At 70.4% G+C, this 23,550-nt stretch carries 16 protein-coding genes; 8 read left to right on the forward strand and 8 right to left on the reverse strand.

What is annotated here, in order from left to right; genetic code table 11:
• Positions 1-10: 10 nt before the first annotated feature.
• Entirely contained in the window at positions 11-496 is a 486-nt protein-coding gene (locus tag EMA17_RS22670; RefSeq protein ID WP_126638944.1) for a DUF4913 domain-containing protein, read from the forward strand.
• Between the two features lie 208 nt (positions 497-704).
• Here EMA17_RS22670 and EMA17_RS22675 read toward each other — a convergent pair whose 3' ends face one another.
• Complete coding sequence (locus EMA17_RS22675; protein WP_126638945.1) at positions 705-3,566, reverse strand: helix-turn-helix transcriptional regulator; 2,862 nt, start codon at positions 3,564-3,566, stop codon at positions 705-707.
• A 121-nt stretch (positions 3,567-3,687) separates the two neighbouring features.
• Complete coding sequence (locus tag EMA17_RS22680; RefSeq protein ID WP_126638946.1) at positions 3,688-4,785, reverse strand: VOC family protein; 1,098 nt, start codon at positions 4,783-4,785, stop codon at positions 3,688-3,690.
• A 562-nt stretch (positions 4,786-5,347) separates the two neighbouring features.
• On the opposite strand from EMA17_RS22680, the gene EMA17_RS51895 reads away from it, so the two are divergent.
• Positions 5,348-5,659, forward strand: a complete 312-nt coding sequence (locus tag EMA17_RS51895; RefSeq protein WP_160161508.1) for a putative quinol monooxygenase — start codon at positions 5,348-5,350, stop codon at positions 5,657-5,659.
• Between the two features lie 27 nt (positions 5,660-5,686).
• On the opposite strand, the gene EMA17_RS22690 is transcribed toward EMA17_RS51895, so the two are convergent.
• Positions 5,687-8,449 carry a helix-turn-helix transcriptional regulator gene (locus EMA17_RS22690; RefSeq protein ID WP_160161509.1) on the reverse strand — a complete coding sequence of 921 codons (2,763 nt, stop codon included), beginning with the start codon at positions 8,447-8,449 and terminating at the stop codon, positions 5,687-5,689.
• A gap of 1,079 nt (positions 8,450-9,528) precedes the next feature.
• Between EMA17_RS22690 and EMA17_RS22695 the strand changes: the two genes are divergently transcribed.
• The gene (locus EMA17_RS22695) at positions 9,529-10,404 is read left to right on the forward strand and encodes a helix-turn-helix domain-containing protein (RefSeq protein ID WP_160161510.1); all 876 of its coding nucleotides are present in this window, start codon (positions 9,529-9,531) and stop codon (positions 10,402-10,404) included.
• A gap of 121 nt (positions 10,405-10,525) precedes the next feature.
• Here EMA17_RS22695 and EMA17_RS22700 read toward each other — a convergent pair whose 3' ends face one another.
• Positions 10,526-12,925, reverse strand: a complete 2,400-nt coding sequence (locus EMA17_RS22700; RefSeq protein ID WP_126638950.1) for a hypothetical protein — start codon at positions 12,923-12,925, stop codon at positions 10,526-10,528.
• A gap of 855 nt (positions 12,926-13,780) precedes the next feature.
• Between EMA17_RS22700 and EMA17_RS55400 the strand changes: the two genes are divergently transcribed.
• The 4 genes from EMA17_RS55400 (at position 13,781) to EMA17_RS22720 (ending at position 17,586) form a co-directional block, all read left to right on the forward strand.
• Positions 13,781-14,728 (forward strand): transglycosylase family protein, encoded by a 948-nt coding sequence (locus tag EMA17_RS55400; protein WP_281290531.1) that lies wholly within the window; start codon positions 13,781-13,783, stop codon positions 14,726-14,728.
• A gap of 268 nt (positions 14,729-14,996) precedes the next feature.
• Positions 14,997-16,460 carry a hypothetical protein gene (locus EMA17_RS22710; protein WP_126638951.1) on the forward strand — a complete coding sequence of 488 codons (1,464 nt, stop codon included), beginning with the start codon at positions 14,997-14,999 and terminating at the stop codon, positions 16,458-16,460.
• Positions 16,461-16,579: 119 nt separating this feature from the next.
• Positions 16,580-16,945 (forward strand): hypothetical protein, encoded by a 366-nt coding sequence (locus tag EMA17_RS22715; protein ID WP_126638952.1) that lies wholly within the window; start codon positions 16,580-16,582, stop codon positions 16,943-16,945.
• Positions 16,945-17,586 carry a hypothetical protein gene (locus EMA17_RS22720; protein ID WP_126638953.1) on the forward strand — a complete coding sequence of 214 codons (642 nt, stop codon included), beginning with the start codon at positions 16,945-16,947 and terminating at the stop codon, positions 17,584-17,586. Before EMA17_RS22715 ends, EMA17_RS22720 begins: the two co-directional genes overlap by 1 nt.
• Before the next feature lie 371 nt (positions 17,587-17,957).
• On the opposite strand, the gene EMA17_RS22725 is transcribed toward EMA17_RS22720, so the two are convergent.
• The 4 genes from EMA17_RS22725 to EMA17_RS22740 all read right to left on the reverse strand — a co-directional run bounded on the left by EMA17_RS22725 (position 17,958) and on the right by EMA17_RS22740 (position 22,531).
• Positions 17,958-19,061, reverse strand: a complete 1,104-nt coding sequence (locus tag EMA17_RS22725) for a ParB/RepB/Spo0J family partition protein (RefSeq protein WP_126638954.1) — start codon at positions 19,059-19,061, stop codon at positions 17,958-17,960.
• Positions 19,061-19,726: a ParA family protein gene (locus EMA17_RS22730; protein WP_126638955.1), complete on the reverse strand. Its 666-nt coding sequence runs from the start codon at positions 19,724-19,726 to the stop codon at positions 19,061-19,063. The genes EMA17_RS22725 and EMA17_RS22730 overlap by 1 nt, the downstream gene beginning before the upstream one ends.
• 727 nt (positions 19,727-20,453) lie before the next feature.
• The gene (locus tag EMA17_RS22735; protein WP_126638956.1) at positions 20,454-21,029 is read right to left on the reverse strand and encodes a hypothetical protein; all 576 of its coding nucleotides are present in this window, start codon (positions 21,027-21,029) and stop codon (positions 20,454-20,456) included.
• A 218-nt stretch (positions 21,030-21,247) separates the two neighbouring features.
• On the reverse strand, positions 21,248-22,531 hold the full coding sequence (locus tag EMA17_RS22740; RefSeq protein ID WP_307721557.1) for a helix-turn-helix domain-containing protein: 1,284 nt from the start codon (positions 22,529-22,531) through the stop codon (positions 21,248-21,250).
• A 214-nt stretch (positions 22,532-22,745) separates the two neighbouring features.
• Here EMA17_RS22740 and EMA17_RS22745 point away from each other — a divergent pair, with 214 nt between their 5' ends.
• Positions 22,746-23,546, forward strand: a complete 801-nt coding sequence (locus tag EMA17_RS22745) for an ABC transporter ATP-binding protein (RefSeq protein ID WP_126638958.1) — start codon at positions 22,746-22,748, stop codon at positions 23,544-23,546.
• Positions 23,547-23,550 lie beyond the last annotated feature (4 nt).

The raw sequence follows: 23,550 nt of genomic DNA on the forward strand, positions 1-23,550 counted from the left end.
AAGAGGAAGAGTGCGAGAATCCGAAGAGCCGATATTTTTCACCTCGCTCGAGGAATTCGTTACAGTGTTCTTCGCGCCCCTGATCAGGCGTCGCCTGAATCGGGCCGTGGCACTGTGGTGCCCGGAATGGTGGGCTCATCCCGAGGCGGTATCACGGTTGAGCAGTATGTGGCGTTCGTTCGAGTACCTGCGCAACGACGTCAGTCTGGGAATGTCCGTATGGTGGACTCAACATGCGGATCCGCACCTGCGACTCATGATGGATCCCGACTACGGCCCGTTTGCGCTATGCGACCCGAGAGATGGGCACAACTCCACCCCTCTGCCCCCTCTGCCTCTCGTCGCGGTTCCCGAAGGTCTCCTGGATCATGCGGCATTCCGTGTCGACACTTCCATCTACCAGCAACAAAAGATGGCGGAGAAAGAGGGCACGCAACGGTCGGACACGGATGGTCTCAACAAGAATAGTGAGCTCAACCCCGGAATGGGATTCTAGTCTCGGGAGGATTGTATGGCGGGTGATGCGCTCGAAACCGGAAATGCATACGGAGGCTTCCTTCGTGTGCTTGGGGACGCCACGAAGGTTATGGAAGCATCGACCAGAAAGATAGGTTACGCAACTCATCTGGGTGCGGTTCTTCCCGGGGCCAGGGAGATCGCAAGTGGTCTCAGCGCATCGATGGAGCCGATAATATAGGAATATCTCAATCCTCCACTGCCCGCCGCAAAATCGTGGCCAGTTCGGTGCGGTTGGTGATGGCCAGTTTGGCGAAGATGTGGGACATGTGGCTCTTGACGGTGCCCGGGGCGATGAAGAGTTCCCGGGCGATGTCGCGGTTGGGGAGGCCGCGGGCCGCCAGTTCGGCCACTCGGTGTTCCATCGGGGTGAGGCCGAAGGGGTTGTCCGTCGGGGTCTTCTTGCTGCCTCGACCCCGGCGTACGTAGTCGGCCAGTTGGGGTAGGGACATCGTGGCGCCGGCGCTTTCGGATGTGGCGCGGTCGGCGTGGTCCAGGCCCGCGAGGGCGAGGGCGGTTTCCTGTGTCCACAACGGTTCCTCGCGGGGGATCCGGTGGAGGCCGTGTCGGTCGCGGAAGGTGCGGACTCCCGTGAATACCCGGACCGCGCGGTCGTGTTGGCCCCGGCGTGTGGCCACCATGGCGATGAGTTCCAGGGCTGTGGTCGCGTCGACCCACCAGCCGTTGTCCACGCAGGGCGCCAGGGCTTCCTGTGCCCCGGTCTCGGCCTCTTGGAGGTCACCGGTCAGCAGTGCCGCGCGGGCCCTGCCCGCGGTGGCCACCGCCGCGGCGCGGGCGTTGCCGAGCCGATCCGCGATCGACAGCACCACCTCGGCGTGCGCTCGGGCGCGGTGGTGGTCGCCCTGTGCCAGGGCGGCCAGCATCATGATCTCCTGGGCGTGCCAGGCCAGGTAGCCGGATCCGTGCCGCTCTCGTTCGTAGAGGATTCGGCCGCACTCGTGGGCCGCGTCGAGGCGGTCGGCGGCCAACTCCACCATGCCGAGGCCGTGGTGCAGGATTCCCTCTCCCCAGCGGGTGGCCTCGTGCGCCATGCGCCCCGTTCGGGAAGAGATCATCGTGCGCTGCGTGTCCGGGTCGTCTCCGGACATGACGGCGACCAGGACGGCGAGTTCGGTGAGGGCACTGAGCCCCAGGAGGTCTTCCCCGAACGTGAGCGCGGCGAGTTCGTCGGCCGCGCGGCGGGCGCCGGCCATGTCGCCGGCGAGGCGTGCGCGGTGTCCGCGGCCCCACAGGTTCCAGGACAGGACGGTGTCGAAGGCGATGGGCGCGGCCACCGCGTCGCCCATCGCCGCGACCTCCGACAGGCGCGCGTAGTCGTCCTGCCAGTGGTAGCTCATGGCCAGGCTGCTCAGCGCGTCGGCCAGCGCGACGCTGTCGTTCGCCGTCCGGGCGAGATCGGCCGCCTGTTCGAGCATGGGTTGGGCGGTGCGGGGATCCATCATCATCAGGGCGGTGGCGAGGCGCACCAACGCGTGTGCGTGGGCTCGTCCGTCGCCCGACGCGGTCGCGACCTCGATCGCCTGTGTGGCACTCGCGCTCGTCTCCTCCAGACGCCCCATCCAGAAGACGAGCGTGGAGTGCATCGCGAGGGTGAGGGCCCGCTCGGGCAGACCCTCGGCATCGGGCAGCGCCAGGGCCCGACCGGTGGCGTCCGCGCCCTCGCGCAGACGTCCGCGAAGTCGCCGGTACAGCGCCAGCGACGCCGCCGAGCGGAGCGCGTCTCGGGCGTCGTGCCGGCAGGCGTGGTCGAACGCGGCGCGCAGGTTCGGTGATTCCTCGTCCAGGCGGCTGCGTCCGACCTCGTCGAACGCCCACTGTTCGCGGTCGGCCCGCAGGGCCAGGTCGGTGAAGAAGCGGCGGTGGCGCGCCGGCAGGGCCGGATCGCCCGCCACGGCGTCGGGGGTTTGCGCGGCGTACTGTCGAACCGGTTCCAACATGCGAAAGCGGCTGTGTCCGTTCACGTTCGCCACCACGACGAGCGACTTGTTCTGGAGCGCCGTCAGGGCGTCCAGGATCAGCGGGCCGGGGAGACGTTCGTCGGCGCATACGTACTCGGCGGCCTCCAGTGTCCAGCCGTTGGCGAACACCGACAGCCGAGCGAACAGGAGTGCCTGGTACGGGTCCAGGAGGCTGCGGCTCCAATCCAGGGACCGGCGCATCGTCGCGTGTCGTCCCGGGGGCTCGTCCGGTTCCTCGTTCGTCGGGAAGGCCCGCGCGGGACCGGTGGCCGGGTCGTGGTTGGGGGCGTGCGCGGCGGCCAGTTCGATGGCGAGGGGGATTCCGCCGAGTTCCCCGACCAGGCGCTCCACCTCGGCCGGGTCCATCGGATGCGCGGAGGTCGCGGGCAGGCGCTCGGCGAACAGTCGTGCCGCCTCGCTCACGCCGTCGGCCGGTGCCGCGGTGTCCAGGCCGAGCGGGGGTACGGACCAGATCACCTCTCCCGGGACGCCGAGGTGTTCGCGGCTGGTGGCCAGCACCTGTACCCGGGGGCATCCCCCGAGCAGTTCCACCACGACGCGTGCGGCCTCCGCCGGCAGGTGCTCACAGTTGTCCAGCACGAACAGCGCGCGTTCGGCGGCGAAGCGCTCGATCGTCATGTCGAGGTGAGAGCGGCCCGCGCCGGGAAACAGGCCCGCCGCCTCGAGGATGGCGGTCTCGACGAGCTCCGGGTCGTCGAGCACGGCCAGGTCGACGAAGATCGTCGCTGCCTCGAACGTGTTCGCCCAGGCGGCGGCCGAGGCCACCGCGAGCCGGGTCTTGCCGATGCCGCCGACGCCGACCAGGGTCACCAGTCGGCGGCCGTTCGCCAACAATGCCGCGAGATCGGCCAGTTCGGTGCGTCGACCGACGAAGCTGGTGGCCTGGCCCGGTAGCGCGGAGCGCGGGTGTCCGCTCGGTTCACCCATGGTGGCGCCGCCGATCGTCGCGCCGGTCACGGTGACGTCGGGTGTGCGCGGCGGAGCGGTCCGGCGCCGGGCCGCGTGCCTGCGGCCGGTGTGAGGGAGCGGATGGAAGATCCACCCCTGCATGGTACGAATCGTCGTGGCGCGTCGTCGGGTACCACGCGGTATGCGCACGATCGGATCGCCTCGGCATCGGACCGTTGTACCTACCCGAGGAGCCGAGTGCCGATCCCGGTGGGAGGGCGGGTCACGCTCGTCGTCGATTCGGTGGGCGTTCCCGCCACGCCGGCGGACCGGTTCCCCGGGTCGGGCGCGCCGACTCGCGGAGCGCGGTGCCGTCGTCCCTACCGAAGGTGCGCGTGCCGGGGCGTTCGATGATCTCCCAGGAGAAGGTCCCCCGTGGGTGGGTGGACTCGGCGACGATCCGAAGGAGTGGTCCGTCGTGGTCGTGGTCCACGAGTACGCCGAGTTCGGCGAGCGCTTCGCGGGAGTGCCGCATGGGGAAGGGCCGGGTTCTCGCCGGCTCGCGTCGGGCGGCTGGTGTGGTCGGGAAGCGAACCCCGTCGTCGACGAGGCCCGAGACGGCGGCGACGATGTCGTCGCAGGCCAGGGCGATGTGCCGGACGCCGGGCCCGTCGTGGTCGCGCGGGAAGCCGTCGATCCGCCCGGGCGCGTGTGAGGGTTCGGGCTCCACGAACGTGATGGTCAGCGCCTGGGAGCGGCTTCGCACCGCCTGGGAGCGTGTCGCCCGGCCGCCGACGGCGACGCGCGCGGCGGAGGTCGCCACGCAGCCCAGGACGCGCCGGTAGTAGTCGACGGTGCAGGCGAGTTGCCCGCTCGGCAGGCACACGGCGAAGTGGTCGATGGCACGCACACCGTGCCGCGGGCGGGCGCCGACGAAAGCGGAGATCGGACCGATGCCCGGTACGTACGCGCCCTCGTCGTACTTCTCCGGGACCTGGATGAGCGTGTGCCGTACGTCGCCGAAGCCGGCGATCGCCGCGATGCGACCGCCCCACCCGTCGGCCGTGGGCTGCGGGCGCAACAGGGCCACGCCGCCGGCGTCCAGGGTTCGTCGGAAGGCATGGTCCACGTCCGACACGCGTAGCGCGATGTCACCGACGCACTCGCCGTGTCGCTCCAGGCCCGCGATCGCCTCGACCTGGTCGGGTCCGGGTCGGGTGAACAGCAAAACCACGTCGCCTTGACGAACGGCCACCGACAGCGTTCCCGGGTTCTCCCCGTCGTTGCAGCCTCCCGCCACCGCGAACCCGTAGCGGTGGACCATCTCACGGGCCCTGCCCGTCGGGTCGTCGGTCCAGATCCGGACGTGATCGACGGCCATGCCCGGGTCCGCCCATTGCCGGTATTCGACCACTGATCTCAACGCTCCACTCGCACGCGGGATCGCGAACGATTCGGGGAGGAGCCGTCCATCGATGCACGAACAGGGCCGGGGTGTCGTGTCGACCGGCCGTCGACCGCGTTTCGCCGTTGCCGTCGCAAATCGGAAACGCTCCTTCCGATTCGTCGTCACGAGTGTGTTTGCGGTCGAGGTCCGCCGACTTGGAAAAAGGCGACCGTACGGCGGCCACCGAAGGTCGCTCGTGGGGTCTCGTCGTCCTCGATGGCACCGCCCCGGACGTGATGTCGGTGGGCGCGGTGGTCGGCCCGCACGAGCGCGTCGGACATCGAGCTCGCCGGGCGTGCAGCTGCCGCGATCGCCGTCCCCACCCACGACGGCGAGGGCCGTCCGCGGCGTCCAGGATCGCGGCCCGTCCGCTCCCCCACGTCTCGAAGGCGCTCTGTACACCCGGAACACCCGCCTCACGGCGACCTGCCCGACTTTCCCGCCACGGGTGCTCGGCTCCGCCTATGTGTGCCGCGTCGGTCGTAGGGTGTGCGCCATGGACTCGTATGTACTGGTTGTCGCCGATGTGTCGTGCGACCCGAAGGATGTCGACGCGTTCGGCCGTGTCATGCGGGAATTCGCCGCCGCGTGTCGCGAGGAGCCTGGTTGTCTGTCCTACGAGATCTTCCGCTCCGAGGACGTGCCCGAGCGATTCGTGTTCTTGGAGAAGTACGTGGATTCCGCGGCATTCGCCGCCCATCGTGCCTGCGACCACTACCGCGACATCGGCCTCGCCCGGCTGCTGCCGCTGATCACCGCGCACGACGTGCGCATGTACGACCGACCACGCGAGGTCCCGCCCGAGTGACGCCGACGTGGGTGCGGCGTGTCGGGGTCAGGAGGAGACGCGGTTCAAATGGTCTCGGCGGGCGGCGAGTTCGGTGCGGTTGGTGATTTCCAGCTTGCCGAAGATGTGGGCCAGGTGGTTCTTCACGGTGCCCATCGCGATGAACAGTTCGGCGGCGATGGCCGCGTTGGGCAGGCCCTGGGCGGCCAGTTCGGCGACTTGGCGTTCCATCCGGGTCAGGCCCGTCCAGCCGCGGCCCCGGGGCTTGCGGCTGCCCCTGCCCCGACTCGCGTACTCCAGCGTCTGTTCCAGTGATCGCGAGGCGCCGGCCGCCTCCGCCCGCGCGCGGGCCGGCGGATCCACGGCGGCGCGGGCGGCGTCGAGACGGGACTGCCAGAACGGATCCTCGGAGCGAAAACGCACCAGTCCGCGCTGGGCCCGCGCCGCGCCGACGCCCGCGAACAGACGTATCGCGCGGTCGGGTTGACCACGCTCGACCGCCACCGCCGCCACGATCTCGACGATCCCCAACGCGTCGACCCACCACCCGTGCCGCACACACGCCGCCAACGCCTCCTGCGCGCGCGCGTCCGCGTCCACCAGGTCCCGCTCCAGCAGTGCGGCCCGGGCCAGCCCGGCGCGCGCGACCGTGTCGGCCCGCCGGTTGCCGAGGTGGTCCGCGATGGCGACGATGCGCTCGGCGTGAACCCGGCCGGCGCCGGGGTCGCCCGAGCCGAGCGCCGCCAGCATCAGGATCTCCTGCGCGTGCCACGCCAGATATCCGGCACCGTTTTGTTCCCGCGCGTACAACCCCTCCCCGAGGTCGCGGGCCGCGTCGAAGTCCCCCAGCGCGACCTTCGCCAGGCCCATGGCGTGCCGCAACATGCCCGTGCCCCAACGCAGCGCCTCCCGCCGCGAGCGTGCCGCCTGAGCGTCGGCGATCGCGTATCCCCTCGCCGGATGGCCCGCCATCACGTCGATGATCGCCCGTACCTCCGTCGCGACGCCGCGCACGAGCGCGTCGTCCCGGTTCACCAGCGCGGCCATCTCCGCCGCCCGCGCCCACGCCGCCCGCGGTCCTTCGGTGAGCCGCGCCCGGTGGGTCAGGGCCCAGGCGGTCCAAAAGCGAGCGCTGTCCAGGCCGATCGACGCGGCGACCTCGTCGTTGCGTTGAATCGCCTCGATCATGCGGGGGAAGTCATCCTGCCAGTGGTAGCTCATCGCCAGGCCGCTGAGGGCGTCGCACAACGCGACCGGGTCGTCCACCTCCCGGGCCAGGCGCACCGCCTGCCGCAGCGCCGGTTGCGCATCGCGAGGGTGGGCCATCGTCACCGCGGTCGCGTGTCTGGCCAGACCGTGCGCGTGTGCCCGGCGATCGCCCACGACGCGGGCGACCTCGATCGCCTCCAGGGCGCTGAGCTTGGCCCGGGTCAGGTCCCCGGTCCAAAACACCAGGGTCGCGTGCGTCGCCAGCGCCCTGGCCCTTGCCCCGCTCGCGGTTTCGGGGACCGCCTCGAGGGCCTGGGCCGACGCGTTGGCCCCCTCGGCGAAGCGGCCCCGGATCCGCCAGTGCAGGGCCAGCGCGGCGGTGATGCGCAGCGCGTCCGCCGAACCGCGGCGACACGCCTCGTCCAGTGCGGCGCGCAGGTTCGCGGCCTCCACGTCGAGGCGTTCGTGGCGGGCGGGGTCGTGGGACTCCCCCGGTACGTCGGTGTGTTCCGCCAGGGCCAGGAAGTAGCGTCGATGGCGTGCGACGACCTCGGCGCGGTCCGGGTCCGCGAGAAGTTCGGCGGCGTACTCGCGCACCACCCCGAGCAGGTCGAAGCGAACACTGGACACGCCGTGTCGGAGGGTGATCAGGGACTTGTCGAGCAGGCCGGTCAGCGCGTCGAGGATCGCCGGCTCGGCCAGGGCGGCGTCGGCGCAGACGCGTTCGGCGGCCTCCAGGGTCCAGCCGCCGGCGAACACCGAGAGCCGGGCCAGCAGCAGCGCCTCGTCGTGGGAGAGGAGGGCGTGGCTCCAGTCGAGCGAACGCCGCATGGTGCGGTGTCGTTCCTGGCGGGTGGGGTCGTCGGCCGACAGTCGCCATCGGTGGACCGAGGCGTGGATGTCGGCCAGCGCCGTGGTCTTGGCGTACGCCGCCACGAGTTCGATCGCCAACGGGATGCCGTCGAGTTCGCGCACGACGTCGTCGACCATGTGCGATTCGGTGCTCGTCAGGTGTTGTCGCGGTTTTCCGGACAGGATCCGGTCGATGAACAGTCGGGCCGCGTCGCCACGATCGCCCCGGCCGTCGACTCCGGAAGGGTCGACGGCCAGGGGCGGCACCACCAGGACGGTCTCGCCGGGCAGTCCGAGCGGTTCCCGGCTGGTGATCAGCAGCCGCAGGCGCGGGCACCGCGACACCAGGACGTCGACGACCGCGGCCACGTCGGCCGACAGGTGCTCGCAGCCGTCCAGGACGAGCAGTCCGTGCCGGTCCGCGAACGCCTCGGCCACGGCGAGCAGTGGCGAGCTGCCGGCCGAGGCCGCCACCGCCGACGCGTCCAGAATGGCGGCGGCGACCGAACACGGATCCGTCACGGTGACGAGGTCGACGAAGGTGACCCGGTCGATGTCCGCCTCGAACGCGGTGGCGGCGTGCTCGGCGAGCCTGGTCTTGCCGATGCCGCCGGGCCCGATCAGTGTGACGAGCCGTCGCCCGCTCTCGAACAGCCGCTTCAGTTCCGCCAGTTCGTGGCGTCGCCCGACGAAGGACGTGGGCGGTTCGGACCGGGGCCGGGCGACGCGCGCGGGTCGATCGGTGCTCACGTGTGCTCCGACCGTAGCGCCGTACGATCGATGCCGGAAAGCGGCCCCCGGCTCCCGGCCGCGGTTCGCCGTCGTGTGTCGCAACCACACGTATCGATGGGTTCGCCTCCGTTGACCCGGGTCGTCCCGGGAATCGACGCCGGGACCAACTCCTCGCCTGTTCGAAGAGACCGTCGTCGCGCGTCACACCGGAGGCCGGTTGGCCGCGTCGGCGAGAGCCGCGCTCCGTCGGCCGAGCACTCGCGCGCGGGCGCCGTGGGGCACCGGGCGGCCCTGACGGGGGCACAGGCAACGTCGGTCGCCGTATGTACATCGTGGCCCTGCCGGTGCCGGCGGGCATCGGACAAACACGCCAAGTGCCCGTGTGCCCGCGAGGGGCGACGATCCGGGCCGCCGTACCGCGCGGATGCCGGGACGGGACAGGGCGGAGACCGGAAATAGGCCACCTGGGCCATGCTCCCGGCGGATGATCGCGACAGGGTTCTAGCGCAATCACAAGATCTTCACTCGCTCGACCAACCCTCTACGTCGGGCAACGGGGAACGCGAAGAATCCATGAACTCCACCCTCGGCCCGGCTTCTCCCGGGTCACGTACACCCATACCCACCGGCCCCTTCACGGCCGAGACACCGCCTGAACCCAACGGGCCCCTCGCGGCTGGAACACCGCCCGAGACACCCGGGTCCCGGGCACCGGACGCACCGGCCTCGCGACGGTCGTCGGCGACCGTCGGGCACACGTCGAACCGGACTCGAGGCATCGACCCCACGAGCACACGCGACGGGCACAGCCGTCGGCGGCGCGTCACGCCTGTCCGCGACAGGGCGATCGTCGTGGCCGCTCGGATCCGATGCCGCCTCGCACCGCCGACCGGCCCGTCGGCCCCAACCGGCGCACCGGCTCCGGAGGAACGACGTCACGACCGGTTCCTCGCCGAGCGAGCCCGCTCCGACACGCGCTGACCCCCGCGACGAAACACCCCACGCCTCGAACGTGCCGACCACACTGCGGTCGGTGTCTGACGCGACGGCTTGTTTCCGTGTTCGCGAGATCAGGCGCCGGCTCGATCGGAGTCTTCATGCAGTACCCCGTCCCGAGCGATACGAATTGGTCGGTCCTGCCCGCGATCGGAATCGTGGGCATGCGCAATGTGCGAATCTCGGCGGACCGGCACCCGTGCGGAAGCGAACTCGCCGATGTGATCGACCGTTTCTGGACGGTGCGATGGAAGGTCCCGCCCGGTGAGCAGGGATCGGCGGTCTTCATCGGACATCCCGAGACGAACCTGGTCCTGGGCTCCGGCCGGGTGTCGGCCTACGGCGTGCAGCGCAAACGCCTGACGGTGCGGTTCTCCGGGACGGGAAGCGCCTTCGGCATGGCGTTTCGACCCGGTGCCGCGCTCGGCCTGCTGGGCGGAACGGCCGTGCAGTACACCGACAGGTCCAGGCCGCTGGCCGAGTCGTGGGGCACGGCGGAGGTCCGCCGTTTCGAGGAGGCGTTGCGCGCCGCGACCGACACAGGATCGCGGATCGCCGTGGTCGAGCGACATGTGCGGGCGAGACTGCGCATGTCACACGGTGAGGAACGGGACCAGGGTTTGAGCCGTGTCGAGGAGATCGTCGACATGATGCGCGACGAGCAGTCGATTACCCGGGTCAGTGAGGTCTGCCGGCACAGTCACCTGTCCACCCGATCCCTGCAGCGCCTGTTTCGGCACTATCTGGGGATCTCCCCCAAGTGGCTGCTTCGGCAGTACCGGCTCCAGACGGCCGCCGCCCGTCTGGCCGCGGGTCTGCCGCAGCGGTGGACGGAGATCGCGGTGGATCTGGGCTACTTCGACGAATCGCACTTCGCGCGGGACTTCACCCAGATCGTGGGCGTCACCCCGTCCTCCTACGCCCGCAACCGCGTGCGCGCATCGACCGCCGCGGCGACCGCGGAACGGGCGGCGTAACGCCGTTTCGGCGCGTCGTGGTGGATCCGGCTCGGCCCGGACCGGTGCGCCGCGACACCGCCCGTGTGTGGCCGCTGCGGTGAACTACCCTCCCGCAGCGGCCGATTCGTACCCGCTTCGGTCAGTCGCAGGTCCACAGCCGGGCCGACGAGAACGTTCCGGCGGCCGAGTTCGGGGTTCTGACGTACAGGTCGGTCATGTAGCCCTGGACGCGTGCGCCTCCCGCGGTGTACGTCACCCTGTCCCAGATGTCGCTGGGAGCGGCGGGCTCGTCACCTCGATCGCGCGTCACCCGCTGCCCGCGCGTCTGGCAGTGAACCGTGATCTTCCCCGTGTATCCGGCCGGGATCTGGGGGCTGCGGGCCGAGACCTTGGGCCCGGGGTGGATGCCGATGGTCACGCCGTTGGCGATGTTGGGTCCGACGTTGAAGTCGACGGGCGGAGGCGTCAGGTCGATCGATCCGGTGAGCGCGGCACTGCTGCCCGCGGCGTTCCCGGCCACGACGGACACCGCGTACGCGTGGCTGTTCTTGAGCTGCCCCACCACGTGCGTGGCGGCGGTGACCGTGGCGGTCGGCAGGCCCTGTACGGCCACCTGGTAGGACACCTGGGCGCCGCCGGTGTTCGTCGAGGCGCTCCAGGCCAAGGTGGCCCCGTGACCCCCCTGGCCCGGGGTGATCTTCAGCCCCTTGGGGGCGGTCGGGGCGGTGCAGGGTCGAATCGGGGTCGACGGAGCGGAGTTCATCGAGCCGTTCGGGTAGTCGGCGATGACGAAGAAGCTGTACTCGGTGTCGCACTTGCCGCCGGAGACGGTGAACATCTTGGCGCCGCCGGGGGCGATCGAGTCCGGGGTGTGGGTCAGACCCTCCGCGGAGCCGCCGAGCCGGTAGCGCGTGGGTGTCGCTCCCGCCGCCGGGGTGAAGGTCAGCGTGATCTTGCCGTTGCTCGCCGCGGCCTGGGGTACACCCGGCGGCTTCATCGGGGCCTCGGAGGGCGGTGAGGAGGCGGGCGGGGTCGGGCTCGACGACCGCGTCGGCTTCGACGAGGCGGGGGGCCCGGACGACGTGGTTGTCCCGGTGGGGGTCGCCGTGGCCGTCGGTGCGGACGGTCGCGCGGACTTGGACGGCCGCGCCGGCGTGGACGACGGTGTCACGGTGGCGGTGACGGTCACTGTCGGCCCCGGCACCTGGCGCGGCGGTGCCGGCGGGGGGGCCGACCGTTCCGGCTTCGGGGCGCGCCCGGTCGTCTCGGGCGGGTTCGACGGGGGCTCGGGGGACGTCGGAGGTTCCTGCGCGGGCACCGTGATCGGCTCCTCGGGCGGCGCCGTGTCCTCCGCGGGCTCTTGCGGACCGGGCGACGTCGACGGCGGACGCGACGGCTGGGCCGACCCGGAGGGGGTCTGCGCGGACGGGATCGTCTCGCCGGGGATCGACCGGTCGCCGGGCGTGTCCCGACCGGGCGTGCCGTCCTTGCCGATTTCGTGCACCCGGCCCTGGACGTTGACCACCGCGGCCGTCGCGTTGTTGGCGTCGTTCGCCCACAGCAGGCCGCCGCGCACCGTGATCTGCAACGGCCCCGGGACGCCGGTGACCTTGATCGGGGTCTCGAACCTGGCCTGCGCGGTGTTGTAGACGACCAGCGAACCCGTGGTGCGATCGGGCACGTACACGCGCACCCCCAGCACCTGCGGGCCGCCGTACTCGTGGTTGTCGATGCGCAGCGGAACCGCTTTCACCGAACGGTTGTCGATGTCGACGAGGGTCAGGGTGCCGGTGTCCGACGCGAGGATCGGCACCACCGGACCCTCGGTGGCGTCCGGCGTCGAGAGCTTGTCCCCCGTGCCCTTGGTCATGTCGGTCGGCAGCGTGATCGACAGCCCGACGCCCCCGTCCGTGACGACCATGGTCTTGGCCCCGACCACGTCGGTGACGACGATGCGTCCGGAGGCGAGCGTCACCAGGATCCTGCCCCCCGGCTCGGCGACCTTGATCGCCGGCCCCTTCTGCGATTCCCGCACCGGTACGACCTCGCCGGTGGCCGAGATCGGCACCCATAGCGTGCCGCCCGCGTCCACCTGGGCGCGTCCGAGCGGCTTGGCGCCGAGGTCGACCGGGGCGCCCAGGGGCGCGAGGGTGACCGGGTCCATGGCCTGGACGGTGCCCCGGCCCGCCGAGATGCGCCAGGAGCGACCTCCGCCCGTGGCGATGTCGTCGGCCGGGTTGCCGGCGTCCGAGGTCTGGGCGACCGTCAGCAGCGCGGGGTCGATGCGAGTGACCCGTCCCGTCTTGCGGTCCAGGACCAGGACGGTGTCGCCGTCGTTGCTCACCTCCAGGGCCGAGTCGTTCGACCGGGCCAGGGCCACCCGGCCGTCGACCCGCCCGGAAAGTCCGTTCACGTGCGTCACGGTGCCCCTGGCGTTGCTCGGCAACCAGGCGCCGACGTCGGACACCGCGGCGTCCGCGCCCATCGCGCCCACGCCGACGATCGCCGACGCGGCGATCAGCGCCCCGGTCGCGAGCACGGCGACCACCGCCGTGGGACTTCGGCGGCCCAAACGTATCCGCTCGACCAGGCGACGAACCGAACCGGCGGGCCCGGCGCCCGCGTTCGTTCCCGGTCCCGAAACCTCGGGACCGATGTCGTTCGAACCGGGCGACCGTCGCTGGAACATGGCCACTCCCCCGTCCCTCGTCGATGTCCGGAACCGCACGAGTCCCGTCGCGCAGCATGGCCGCGCGCCTGCGGTGCGCGACAGGAGAAACACGCCGATTCGTGCGGGGATCCGACGTTCCTCCGGCCCGGTCGAGCCGGGAACGGTTGGGGAACTCGCGAGCCGGTCGCCGCGACGTGCCACTCCCCCGGCGTCGCCGGGTCTCGGCATCACCGCACGCATCCGGAGGGGTGGTTCGCACGGCGACCGCGTCCGTCGCGTCGCTTTTCTCCTATGCGTACCGAATTCCGGTCGCAGAATTGAGGCCCCGGGGCGCCTCGCTCCCCGGGGCCGCCGAGCCGGCGCACGACGACGCGCCTCGGCGCGCAACCCGCCGGATCCGACGGCAAGTTCGCCGGCGAGGAACCACCCATACGTGCGTCGGCACGCCCAATCCTGCCACCGGCGCACGTACGGCTCGACATCCGCAGGCAGGAGCCGGGGAACCGGGCACGACACCGCACCGGGTCGACTCGACGGCGGTCGCGGTGAAGTCGCGCGAGCGCGACCGGGCGACTTCGGCCCGAACCCGACAGCTCACCTCGCGGGCGTGGGAGAGGAAGCCTTGTCATGCTTTCCGGAACCGGGAGACACCGACGCGCACATCATCCGGGGCGGCACCGCCGGGTACCTCCCCCCTCCTCACGCGGCCCCGCGCTCGCCTCCGTGCTCACGGCGGCGGTGGTGGCCCCGGCGTTGTTGGCCGGCCACGCGTCGGCCGCCTCCGCCGCCGCGTGGGACAAGGTGGCCGCCTGCGAGAGTTCGGGTGACTGGAGCATCAACACCGGCAACGGCTACTACGGCGGACTCCAGATCGCCCAGAGCACGTGGGAGGCGTTCGGCGGCACGCGCTACGCCGCACGCGCCGACCTGGCGAGCAGGGGCGAGCAGATCGCCGTGGCCGAGAGGATCCTCGTCGGGCAGGGGCCAGGCGCCTGGCCACAATGCTCCCGCGGGGCGGGCCTGACCGGATCGCACACCGCCCCGGCCGCGACGACGCCCGCGCCGACGCCGACCGCGGAGGTCACTTCACGCACCCGGGAACCCGCGTCGCCGGCCGACTCCCCCACCTACGTGGTCGAGCCCGGGGACACACTCTTTCGCATCGCCGGCGCCATGAAGGTGCCCGGCGGCTGGCCGGCGCTGTACGCGCTCAATCGATCCACCGTGGGCGGCGACCCCGACCTGATCCACCCCGGCGCACGCCTGCGGCTGTCGGGCACACCCGACCGATCCGCGACACCGCGGACGTCGGACACCGCGACCGCGTCGAAGGCCGACGCGGCGATCGCCTTCGCCGAACGACAATTGGGCAAACCCTACAGATGGGGCGCCGAGGGTCCCGACGCGTTCGACTGCTCGGGCCTGGTGCAACAGGCATGGGCCGCCGCGAACGTCTCGATCCCACGCGTCACCTATGCCCAGTTCGCGAAGGGAACACGGATCCCCCTGTCCCAACTGAGCCGAGGCGACCTGGTGTTCTACCGATCCGCCGGGCACGTCGGCATCTACGTCGGAGAAGGCCGGATCATCCACGCGCCGCACTCGAACGCATCCGTACGCTACGACCGTTTCGACACGATGGCCATCACCGGGGCGATCCGCCCCGCGTGACCCCGCCCCGCGACGGCCATGGGCCGCACACGCGCCAGCCGGCCGGCCGAGTCGAGAGTCGGCGGTTCGTCGATCGTCCCCGGACGGCGAACCGCCCTCTTCGCGGGGGACGTTGCCCAACGACGTGCCGACCGTGTCTCGGCCTGGCGCCTTTTTCCGGTTTCACCGAGTCGAGAGCTGTGACGGTGGACGCATGCGTCACCTCTCGCGACCACACCTCGCCACGCGGCCGGCCGGAAGGCGCACGGCGGCGGACGCCGGAAGCACGATGCGCAGACTGGTGGTCATGGCGGCGACGGCGTTGCTCCTGACCGCGTGCGTGGGCTCGGCCGGCACGGGAAAGCCGGTGAACCCCACCAGCGCGTCCCCGCTTCCCGCGAGCGAGAAGCTGAACGTGCCCGACGGATTCGACAACAACCACGGGCGCGTCTTCGAGGAAGCCGACCGGGTGTTCGCCTTCGCACCGAAGGCGGGCGCCGTCGTGGACGTGCACGACTCCCACGGTGAGCGGGACACCATCCCGCCCCGCGGCGCCACACCCACGCCCAGTAGACGCCCGAGCCCCGCCAAGAGCCCGGACGTCCCGTTCGTCGTCGGTCGCAGCGCCCGCACCGGAGCGATCCTGTGGTCCTCGGAACCCCCCGGTACGCTGCTCGACCAGGACTCCCCCGAACTGCACGTGGTCGACACGGAGGCCGGCGAGTACGTCCTGCTGGTACGCCGGGGCACCACGCCGGAATCCGGTCGGGTTCGGGCTCAACGCGTGGTCAGCATCGATGCGTATCCGACCACCGCCTCCGGGACCGGGGTGCGGCCGACACGACACTTCGAGCGGCAGGTCGAGGACAACGAGCGTGACGCGACCGTGCGGATCGGCGACGCGGGAGTGTTGGTGTCCCCGGCCACCTCCACCGCGACCCCACCGCCCTCGGTCCTGTGGAATCCACTGACCGGCGCCACGACCGACGTCGCGGCCGTCACCAAGGCCACCGCGACCTGCCCCGAACGCACTTCACCGTGCCAGGTCACCACTCGCATGCTGCGACCGACCAGGGCCGGGATGCTCAGCCAGACCACCTCCGACGAGGTGTCCTCCTCCTCCGGCCGCCTGTGCAAGGACTGCGTTCGCGAATTCGGCATATCCGGGAAGTGGTCCAGTGTGAACGTCGCCCCCGCCGATCAGCCGATGGGGATCCCGCTCGGTACGACGTCGACGGCACTGGTGGCCCTGTGGTGGAAACGCGACCAGGACCCGCTCAAGGGCGACCCCGTGCTCTACACGGTGCACGACCTCGGCACCGGGACCGTCATCACCTCGGTGAGTTGCACCGCGTTTCCGGATCTTTTGAACAAAACGAAGGAACTGCCGCTCGTCCCCACGACATCACCCAACAAACGCTACGTCGCGGCGGGCCCGCTCGTGGCCGACCTCTCGGCCGGACGCGCGGTCTGCCTGGGGCCGGACGAAAAGCTCAAGGGCGTCATGTTCGGCACGGTGACCGATCGGGGCCTGGCGTACGGGACGCTGGAAAAGAGCGAATTCGACTCCCAGCTCAAGAACATGCCCCCGCTGGGAGCCACCCTGGACATCGCCACCGGCCGCACCGACGTACTCCCGGACGTGGTCGTCGCGCCCGTCGGCCCACTGGTCGGCGGTATGGCGCTGTTTCGCTCCCCCACCGCCAAGACGCCCCAGCGCGTCATCCTCTACCCCTTCGTGGGTGACGGATGAAGGGATTCGCGGCCTCGGAACCGCTCCGACGAGACCGGGGCCAAGTATTCGGGACGAAGCGAAGAGACCCCGAAACGCATCCTGGTCCGTCGAGCCGGTCGGTCACTACAGTGCCGCCCATGGACTCGAAACAGGCCGACCTCGATTCCGTGCGCAGCTACGCCGCGGAGATACCCGTTTCCTGGCTGCGGTGCCGCGAACTCGGACACAACTGGGGTCCGCACAGCGCGCGAGTCATCGAGGACGGTGGCTTCGACCGTGTCCTGCGTTGCCGACGTTGCCCCACGAAGCGGTACCAGGTCCTCGACGCGTTCGGACGTATCGTCTCGAACACCTATGACTATCCGGACGGCTACCGGATGCCCCCCGGCCGTGGCCGAATCACCGGTGACGGCCGCGGAGTTCTACGCGTGGTGAGTATCCGTATGGGCATCGAGGCGGATCAGCGGCGAGCCGTCGGCCGGCGTGATCGGGGCGGGGTCTGATGGCACAGACCATCGCCAGCGTCTGCGACTGGTGCGACATGCACGGCATCCTGGACGTGCCCGCGATCACCTCCCACTCGCTGTCCCTGGACGGGCCCGCGCGGAGGGTCGACCTGTGTGCCCGATGCGAGATCGCGCTGTCGGATGTGGCGGCGTTGTACGACCGGGGGCAGAAGCTGCCCGAGGCCCACTCCGGTGTCGCCGGGTTCACGGGCGGCGTGACCGAGGGCTCCGCCACCGACGCCGGATCCTTCCCGTCCGTGTCCGATCGCGACGCGCCGGGGGCGGGTTCGACGGACGTACGGTCGGCCGGTGAGGGCCGAGCACTCGGCGGCTCTTCCACGGGGAAGCCCGAAGTCGTGTGTCCACTCCCCCATCGGTCCACCCGGGGTGGACCGATGGCGATCGCCTACGCCCACCGAACGTCGCACGCCGACATGGTCCACGAGGGTGCGAAGGTGTGGGACATCCGTTGGAGCGACCCGGCCGGAATCCTCACCCACCGCTGCGTCGTGCACGAACCGTGCGTGGCTCGGGATGTCGCCTTCACGACCGCGAAGGGGCTGACGGCGCACATCAACAGTTGTCGGCTTCCTCGGATCGCCAAGCGAGACACCGACCGCGGCGCGACCGCTTTGTGAGCGATCCGCGCGATTCACTCGCGGTGCCGGACCGCGACCATTGAACTCGCCTTCACCGGCAGGCGGTGCCGGGGTGTCGGCACGGCATGTCGTCCGGGGTGGATCCATATTGCCCGGGCGCCGTCCGGCGGACTTGGAAGAACGCGACAGACACGGTGGCCGGGTCGCGGCGGTGGGGTGCGCGTGGCGGGGCCGCAGGTTGGGCGCGTCGCCGCGAGACGCCGGGGTCGGACTTTACGGCCGTCAAGTTTTTCTCGGGCCCGCCGCCACGGACGCCGTTCGCCCGATGGCGGCGGAAGTGCTTCCACGCTCGGGCACGGTGGTCGTGTGGGGTCGGCTCCGACACCCGACGGGCGGCGGAGCCGACCGGCTCACGCGTCGACGCTCAAGAGGTCGATCAACTGCGAACGATGCTCCGCCGTCATGTGCCGACGCAACAACCGGTCCAGGGCCGTCGGCGAGTGCCACGGCAGACCGAGCGTGTCCGTGTCCGACTTTACGGCCGTCAAGTTTTGCGGCTCGTGCCGCTCCTTCGGGTCATCCACCACCGGTGCGGGCGGCGACTTTACGGCCGTCAAGTTTGTGGATCCGTTGCCCGTGCTCTCGGTCGACCGCGCGGGTGCGGACGGCGCCTCCGGGATGTCCCGCACTACCGGTACGGATTCCTGCGGACGAGCCGAAGGGATGGACGGCACGGGGGCCGGTTGTGCCGCCGGCGCAGCCGCAGCCTCGTCATGAACCGGAGGCGCCTCCGGTGCGACGCTCGGCGCCGAGGCACGCGGGGCGGGCCTGGGCCGATCCTGCTCCAGTGCCCACCACGCGAGTTGCCCCGCCTCGTCCAGTCCGTAGTCCTTGGTGGCCTTGGCCAGCTTGCGCGCCTTCTCGACGGGCATCTGCCGCGAACTCACCAACTCCCGCAGGGCCGGCCCCAGGCGCAGCAGGGAGCGGCGCTGGGACACCCACGCCTCGTGCTTGCCCCGGTGCTCGGCCACATTGCGGGCACTGCCGAATTCGAGAACCATGGCCTCCACGGCCTCTGCTTCCTCGATCGGATCGAAGTTCTTGCGGTCGATGTTCTCCGAAAGAACCGCGTCCAGGAACTCCCGCCGCGACGCGGCCACCTCGTCCCGGATCACCGCCTCGATGACTCCGAGGCCACCATGGGTCGCGGCACGGAAGCGCCGCTCGCCATTCGCGATGACGTAGGTGGCCGAGCCCACCTCGTCGGTGTGCTCCGGGAACAGCTTGAGGTAGAGCACCCGGGACACGACCACGACCGGCTGGAGTTGCCGCCGGCGCATGCTCCCGGCGAGTTCCGCCAGGTCCTCCGGAGTGCCGAAGTTGGTGCGTGGATTGAGCGGGGTGGGGACGATGCTCTCGAGCTTCAGACGTACCAGCGTGGGGGTGCTGCGGCCGGGGACGTCTTCGACCTTCTCACCGGCGAGCGATGCCAGGCTCGTGCGTTTGCCTGCCATCAGGCGTTCCCCCCGCCGTAGCCCAGTTCGAGCGCGAGGCGGAAGAAGTCCTCACGGGCCTCCATCGCCACCCTGTTCTTGGCGTACTGGGTGACCACCTGGCCCTCGGCGGCGGCGCGAGTGTGGACCTTGTACCGACGGATCACCGTCTTGGTACGGGGCCACCCCTGGGCGTCGACGTACTCTCGCGTCTGGTCCAGGTCGACCGAGCCGTCGCGGGGATCCCAGTTGTTTATGGTCACCTTGAAGGGCAAGCCCGTCGGACGAATGACCCTGGCGATGGTGCGTGCCGTGGGGTCGAACGCCAGGGGCTCCGGCGGAAGGGGCACGATCACGTCGTCGGCGACGGCGAGTGCCTGGCGCAGGAGGTCTTCGTCCTGGAGGCTGCCGGGGGTGTCGATGAACACGTGCTGGCGGCCGTTGTCACTCGTTTCGAGGACGGACGCCACCACGGCGGCCAGGTTGAGGGCCGTGGTGGTCTTTCCGACACCGCCCTTTTGATTGGCGATGACGTGCACGAGAGCGGAGTCGCCGCTCAGGAGCTTCAGGTGTTCGGGAGTCTCGTGCTCCTGGGAGAAATCGAAGGGCAGATCGGTGATGCGGTCGGCCCACCAGACGGTGGACGCCTGAGGGTCGACCGAGACGACATACACGCTTGCAACCATGTGCTCCGTTTGCTTCCCGTGGGTTCCGGTACTTCGGGCAGATGGCAGTTTGGCAGACATGTGTCCCCCATGCGTCGGCGACCCGACGGTGCGTACGGGATGGCACTCCGATGGCCGCCGGATGCGGGTCGGGGCCGAACCGAACTTTACGGCCGTCAAGTTCGTGGTCGGGCGAGCCATCAGGGGAGGAATCCAGGTGCGTTCGTGGCCCGGAGCCGGACTTTACGGCCGTCAAGTTTCGCCCGGGAGCGGGGGCGCCGCCGTTGAATTCGGTGGGGGAGTGACGAGTTGGCGTGCCGGGGTGGGCGGTGTCCGGAGGTGGGCCGGCACCGAGACTTTACGGCCGTCAAGTTTTTCCGAGCACCTGCACGGGACTTCCGGGGGGTTCATGGATGTGCGTGGCGCAGGAGTCGAACTTTACGGCCGTCAAGTTTCTCCGAGTGCCCATGCGAGGTTGCCGGGTGTGCTCGGGTGCGCGTGGCGCGAGGGTCCGAACTTTACGGCCGTCAAGTTTTGCCTCGGCAGCTGCTCGCGATCCGTGATCTCGGTGGGGGAGCGGCGGAGTTGCCGCGCTCCCGCTGGGCGGCTTCCGAGCGTCTTCTCGGCAGCGGAACTTTACGGCCGTCAAGTTTTTCGCCGACTCGGATCGAGGCGTCCGCCGTAGTGGCAACCGTCGGGCGTTCGAGGGCGATCCGATGTGTGGGGGGATCGGGCGCTGTCCGCTGGGTCATCGGTCCGCGGCCCGGGCCTGGACGCGCGCTGCGAGTTCGCGATCCGTGATCGCGGCGCGGATGCCTTCGCTGTGCAGCCAGTGGTCGCAGCGGTCGCGAAGTGCGGCGACCTGGTCGATGGTGAGTCCGATGACGGGCATCGGGTCGAGGCATAGCCGGGGGTCGGGCGGAGTGGCGGTGGGGATCAGGTCTCGGCGGTGTCGGGCGATGTCGTCGAGGAGGACTTGGCGGTGGTGTTCCCGGAGGTGGATGAGGCCGCGTGGTTCGGGCCGGTCGCCATCGATCGCGTGGACGAACAGCCGCAGTCGCAAACCGATTCCGCCCCGGAGCACCCGGGCTCTGCCGGGTGGCCGGTCCTCGGGACGGGGTGGACGCAGCACCGTGCCGGCGAGGACCGCCACGTCCGTGTCGCTGAGGTGGAACGCCGCGCGTTCGAGCGGCCCCGGCACATCCAACGCGGCGGACACGACGGCCAGGCGCCACGGCCGCAGGTGACCGTCGACGGGGTTGAGATGGATGCTCCAGGCGGCCATGGACACGACGGCCCCGTGAAGTGTCCCGACGTCGGTCATGTGGACTCCAACATTCTTGCGAGCACGGTTTGATGGCGAGGGTGGATCCGGACGCCACTCGGGTGTCCCCAGGGTGGACACGTGCGCTCCGGGGGCTCGTGTCGCAGACGTGGTGCGTGGCACTCGTCGGCCGGCAACGTGTCCATGTCCGTAGCATCGGGCCGTAAATGCGACGACCGGGGACGGATCGTCCCCGGTCGCGATGTGTACCTGGCGTGCTACGCGGCGATCAGTCCGACGCGGGTCGCGAGCTTGAGCGCGTCCTCACGCACGGTCGCTCCACCGTTGTCGACCAGGCCGGAAATCAGTGACCGGCCGCTGGGGGAGTAGGTCAGGGTTTCCGGGCTGGCACGCCAGCTCTTGTGCAACAGGCTCGCGGTGGCGAGATGATCGCCGCGGTGGTGCGCCCCGCGGGCGAGTTCGATCCAGTGCCGAGATCTGCGCTCGACGCTGGGGATGCTGCTCGGGTCCAGTTGGTCGGCTTTGCGTTGCGCTTCGCCGGCCTGCCCGACCTCGACGTCGATCATGATGTCGTACAGGTCGACGATCGCCCGGCCGAAGCCGTGCCAAGGGTGGGCGTAGCCGTCGGGAAGCTTCGGCACGATCGCGGCGGCCTTGTCGAAATGCCTACGGGCCTCACCCTCATGGCGCTCACGTGCGGCGGTCAACGCCGCGCACAGCCACAGGTGTCCGTATATCGGCAACAGCCGGTTCGGGTCGTCGCCGAGTCGGGGGCGCAGCGACTCGGCCGCGCGGGATACCAGGTCCTGGGCTTCGTCGCCTCCGTCGCAGGCTCGGATGAGATGGGCGAGGTAGAAGGCGGCGCCCGCAACGGCCAACGGATCGCCGGACGCGCGGGCGGCGGCCATCGCGCGATCGGCAACGAGCCACACCAACCGCGGCTCGGCCTGCCAGGCCAGGTACGCCTGCGCCAGGTGGTAAACCTCGGACAGCAGGGCTTGCGCGGTGTGCCTGTCGTGGCCGTTGTGGGTGTCGGCCGCCTGCTCGGCCTCGTGCACGAGGCCGGGAAGTACGCGACCGATCTCGGTCCGTTGGTGGGGCGACGTGTGCCACGTGCGCCACGCACCGTCGAGTCGGGCGCGCACGCGGTCGAGTGTGGGCGGTTCGTCGGTTGCGCCGGCCAGTGGATATGCGGTGAGTGCGCGACGCACGGTGTCGAGACCGTCGTGTCCGGGCCGGGCGTAGTCCATGGTGCGCACCTGTCGGCCGACCAACTCGGTCAGGTCCGCCACGTGCAGAACGTCGGCCAGGCGCAGGAGCATGGGCAAAGGTGTGCTTCGTTTGCCGATCTCGATGCTCTTGAGCCAGTCGGAACTCTTCCCGCAGGCTGCGGCAACCGCAGCGCGGGTCATGCCTTGTCGGGTTCTCCGGTCGCGGATGCGCCGGCCGATCTCCTGTGCGCGATCGTCAGCCACTGTGTCCCCTACCCGTAGGTTCGGGTCTGCCCCCGGGGGCGGTGCGGTGTACGGCGGGGGCGCCACCCTGCCTGTGTGTGAACCACCGCCAGGCTACGCCCGCGGGAGGCGCCGACGACCCCGTGCGGGTCGGGGTCGGTTGTGGCGGTCGCCCGATCAGTCGGGTTTTTCCTGGCTCGGTGCCGCCATGGGGGGCGAGGATGCCTTGGTTGAGGCTCGGGCCGCCCTCCCCGGCGGCCGGGGACGGAATCGTGTGTGACGGAGAGGGAAGCGTGAGCCCATGACGCGGCGGGGTGAGCGCGGCAGGTCCGCAGAGGTCGATTCCTCCGCGCCAGCTCTGCGCCTCGACGGGCTGCGCAAGGTCTTCGGGGAGCGGATCGCGGTGACGGGCCTCGACTTGACCATCGAACCCGGCTCCTTTTTCGGGCTTGTGGGACCCAACGGCGCGGGGAAGACGACTGCCCTGTCGATGGCCGTCGGCCTTCTGCGTCCGGACGCGGGAACCTCGCACGTGTTCGGGGCGGACGTGTGGCAACAGGCCGGCCGGGCTCGTGAGCTTTTGGGTGTGCTTCCCGACGGTCTGGCCATGCCCGAACACCTCACGGGTCGCGAACTGCTCACATACCTGGGCCGACTTCGCCGTCTCGATCGCACGACGGCCGCACTGCGAACGGACGAACTGCTGGACGTCATGGACCTGATGGACGCCCAGCGCACGCCCATCGTGGACTACTCGACGGGGATGCGTAAGAAGATCGGCCTGGCGACGGCACTGCTGCACGCCCCCAAGCTCCTGGTGCTGGACGAGCCGTTCGAAGCGGTCGACCCCGTTTCGGCCGCCGGTCTCAAGCACATTCTGCGGCGCTTCGTGGCCGGCGGCGGGTCGGTGCTCCTGTCCAGTCATGTCATGGCGCTGGTCGAGGAACTGTGCGACACCGTCGCGGTGATGGCCGGGGGCGACGTCGTCGCGGCCGGCCCGCTGCACCTCGTCAAGGGGCACGGCACGTTGGAGGACGCCTTCGTCGAGCTGGTGGGAGGCACGCGGGCGGAGGGGGAGGTCCTGCCGTGGTTGGTGTCCTGATCCG

The sequence above is a fragment of the Embleya hyalina genome (assembly GCF_003967355.1).
Taxonomy (GTDB): domain Bacteria; phylum Actinomycetota; class Actinomycetes; order Streptomycetales; family Streptomycetaceae; genus Embleya; species Embleya hyalina.

What these genes read in the sequence shown, in the direction of transcription:
- EMA17_RS22680 (WP_126638946.1), bottom strand. Translation starts at nt 4,785, where the DNA reads ATGGCCGTCGATCACGTCCGGATCTGGACCGACGACCCGACGGGCAGG.
- EMA17_RS22735 (WP_126638956.1), bottom strand. Translation starts at nt 21,029, where the DNA reads ATGACCGACGTCGGGACACTTCACGGGGCCGTCGTGTCCATGGCCGCC.
- EMA17_RS22675 (WP_126638945.1), bottom strand. Translation starts at nt 3,566, where the DNA reads ATGCAGGGGTGGATCTTCCATCCGCTCCCTCACACCGGCCGCAGGCAC.
- EMA17_RS22710 (WP_126638951.1), top strand. Translation starts at nt 14,997, where the DNA reads ATGCGCAGACTGGTGGTCATGGCGGCGACGGCGTTGCTCCTGACCGCG.
- EMA17_RS22745 (WP_126638958.1), top strand. Translation starts at nt 22,746, where the DNA reads ATGACGCGGCGGGGTGAGCGCGGCAGGTCCGCAGAGGTCGATTCCTCC.
- EMA17_RS22725 (WP_126638954.1), bottom strand. Translation starts at nt 19,061, where the DNA reads ATGGCAGGCAAACGCACGAGCCTGGCATCGCTCGCCGGTGAGAAGGTC.
- EMA17_RS22695 (WP_160161510.1), top strand. Translation starts at nt 9,529, where the DNA reads ATGCAGTACCCCGTCCCGAGCGATACGAATTGGTCGGTCCTGCCCGCG.
- EMA17_RS51895 (WP_160161508.1), top strand. Translation starts at nt 5,348, where the DNA reads ATGGACTCGTATGTACTGGTTGTCGCCGATGTGTCGTGCGACCCGAAG.
- EMA17_RS22715 (WP_126638952.1), top strand. Translation starts at nt 16,580, where the DNA reads ATGGACTCGAAACAGGCCGACCTCGATTCCGTGCGCAGCTACGCCGCG.
- EMA17_RS22730 (WP_126638955.1), bottom strand. Translation starts at nt 19,726, where the DNA reads ATGGTTGCAAGCGTGTATGTCGTCTCGGTCGACCCTCAGGCGTCCACC.
- EMA17_RS22720 (WP_126638953.1), top strand. Translation starts at nt 16,945, where the DNA reads ATGGCACAGACCATCGCCAGCGTCTGCGACTGGTGCGACATGCACGGC.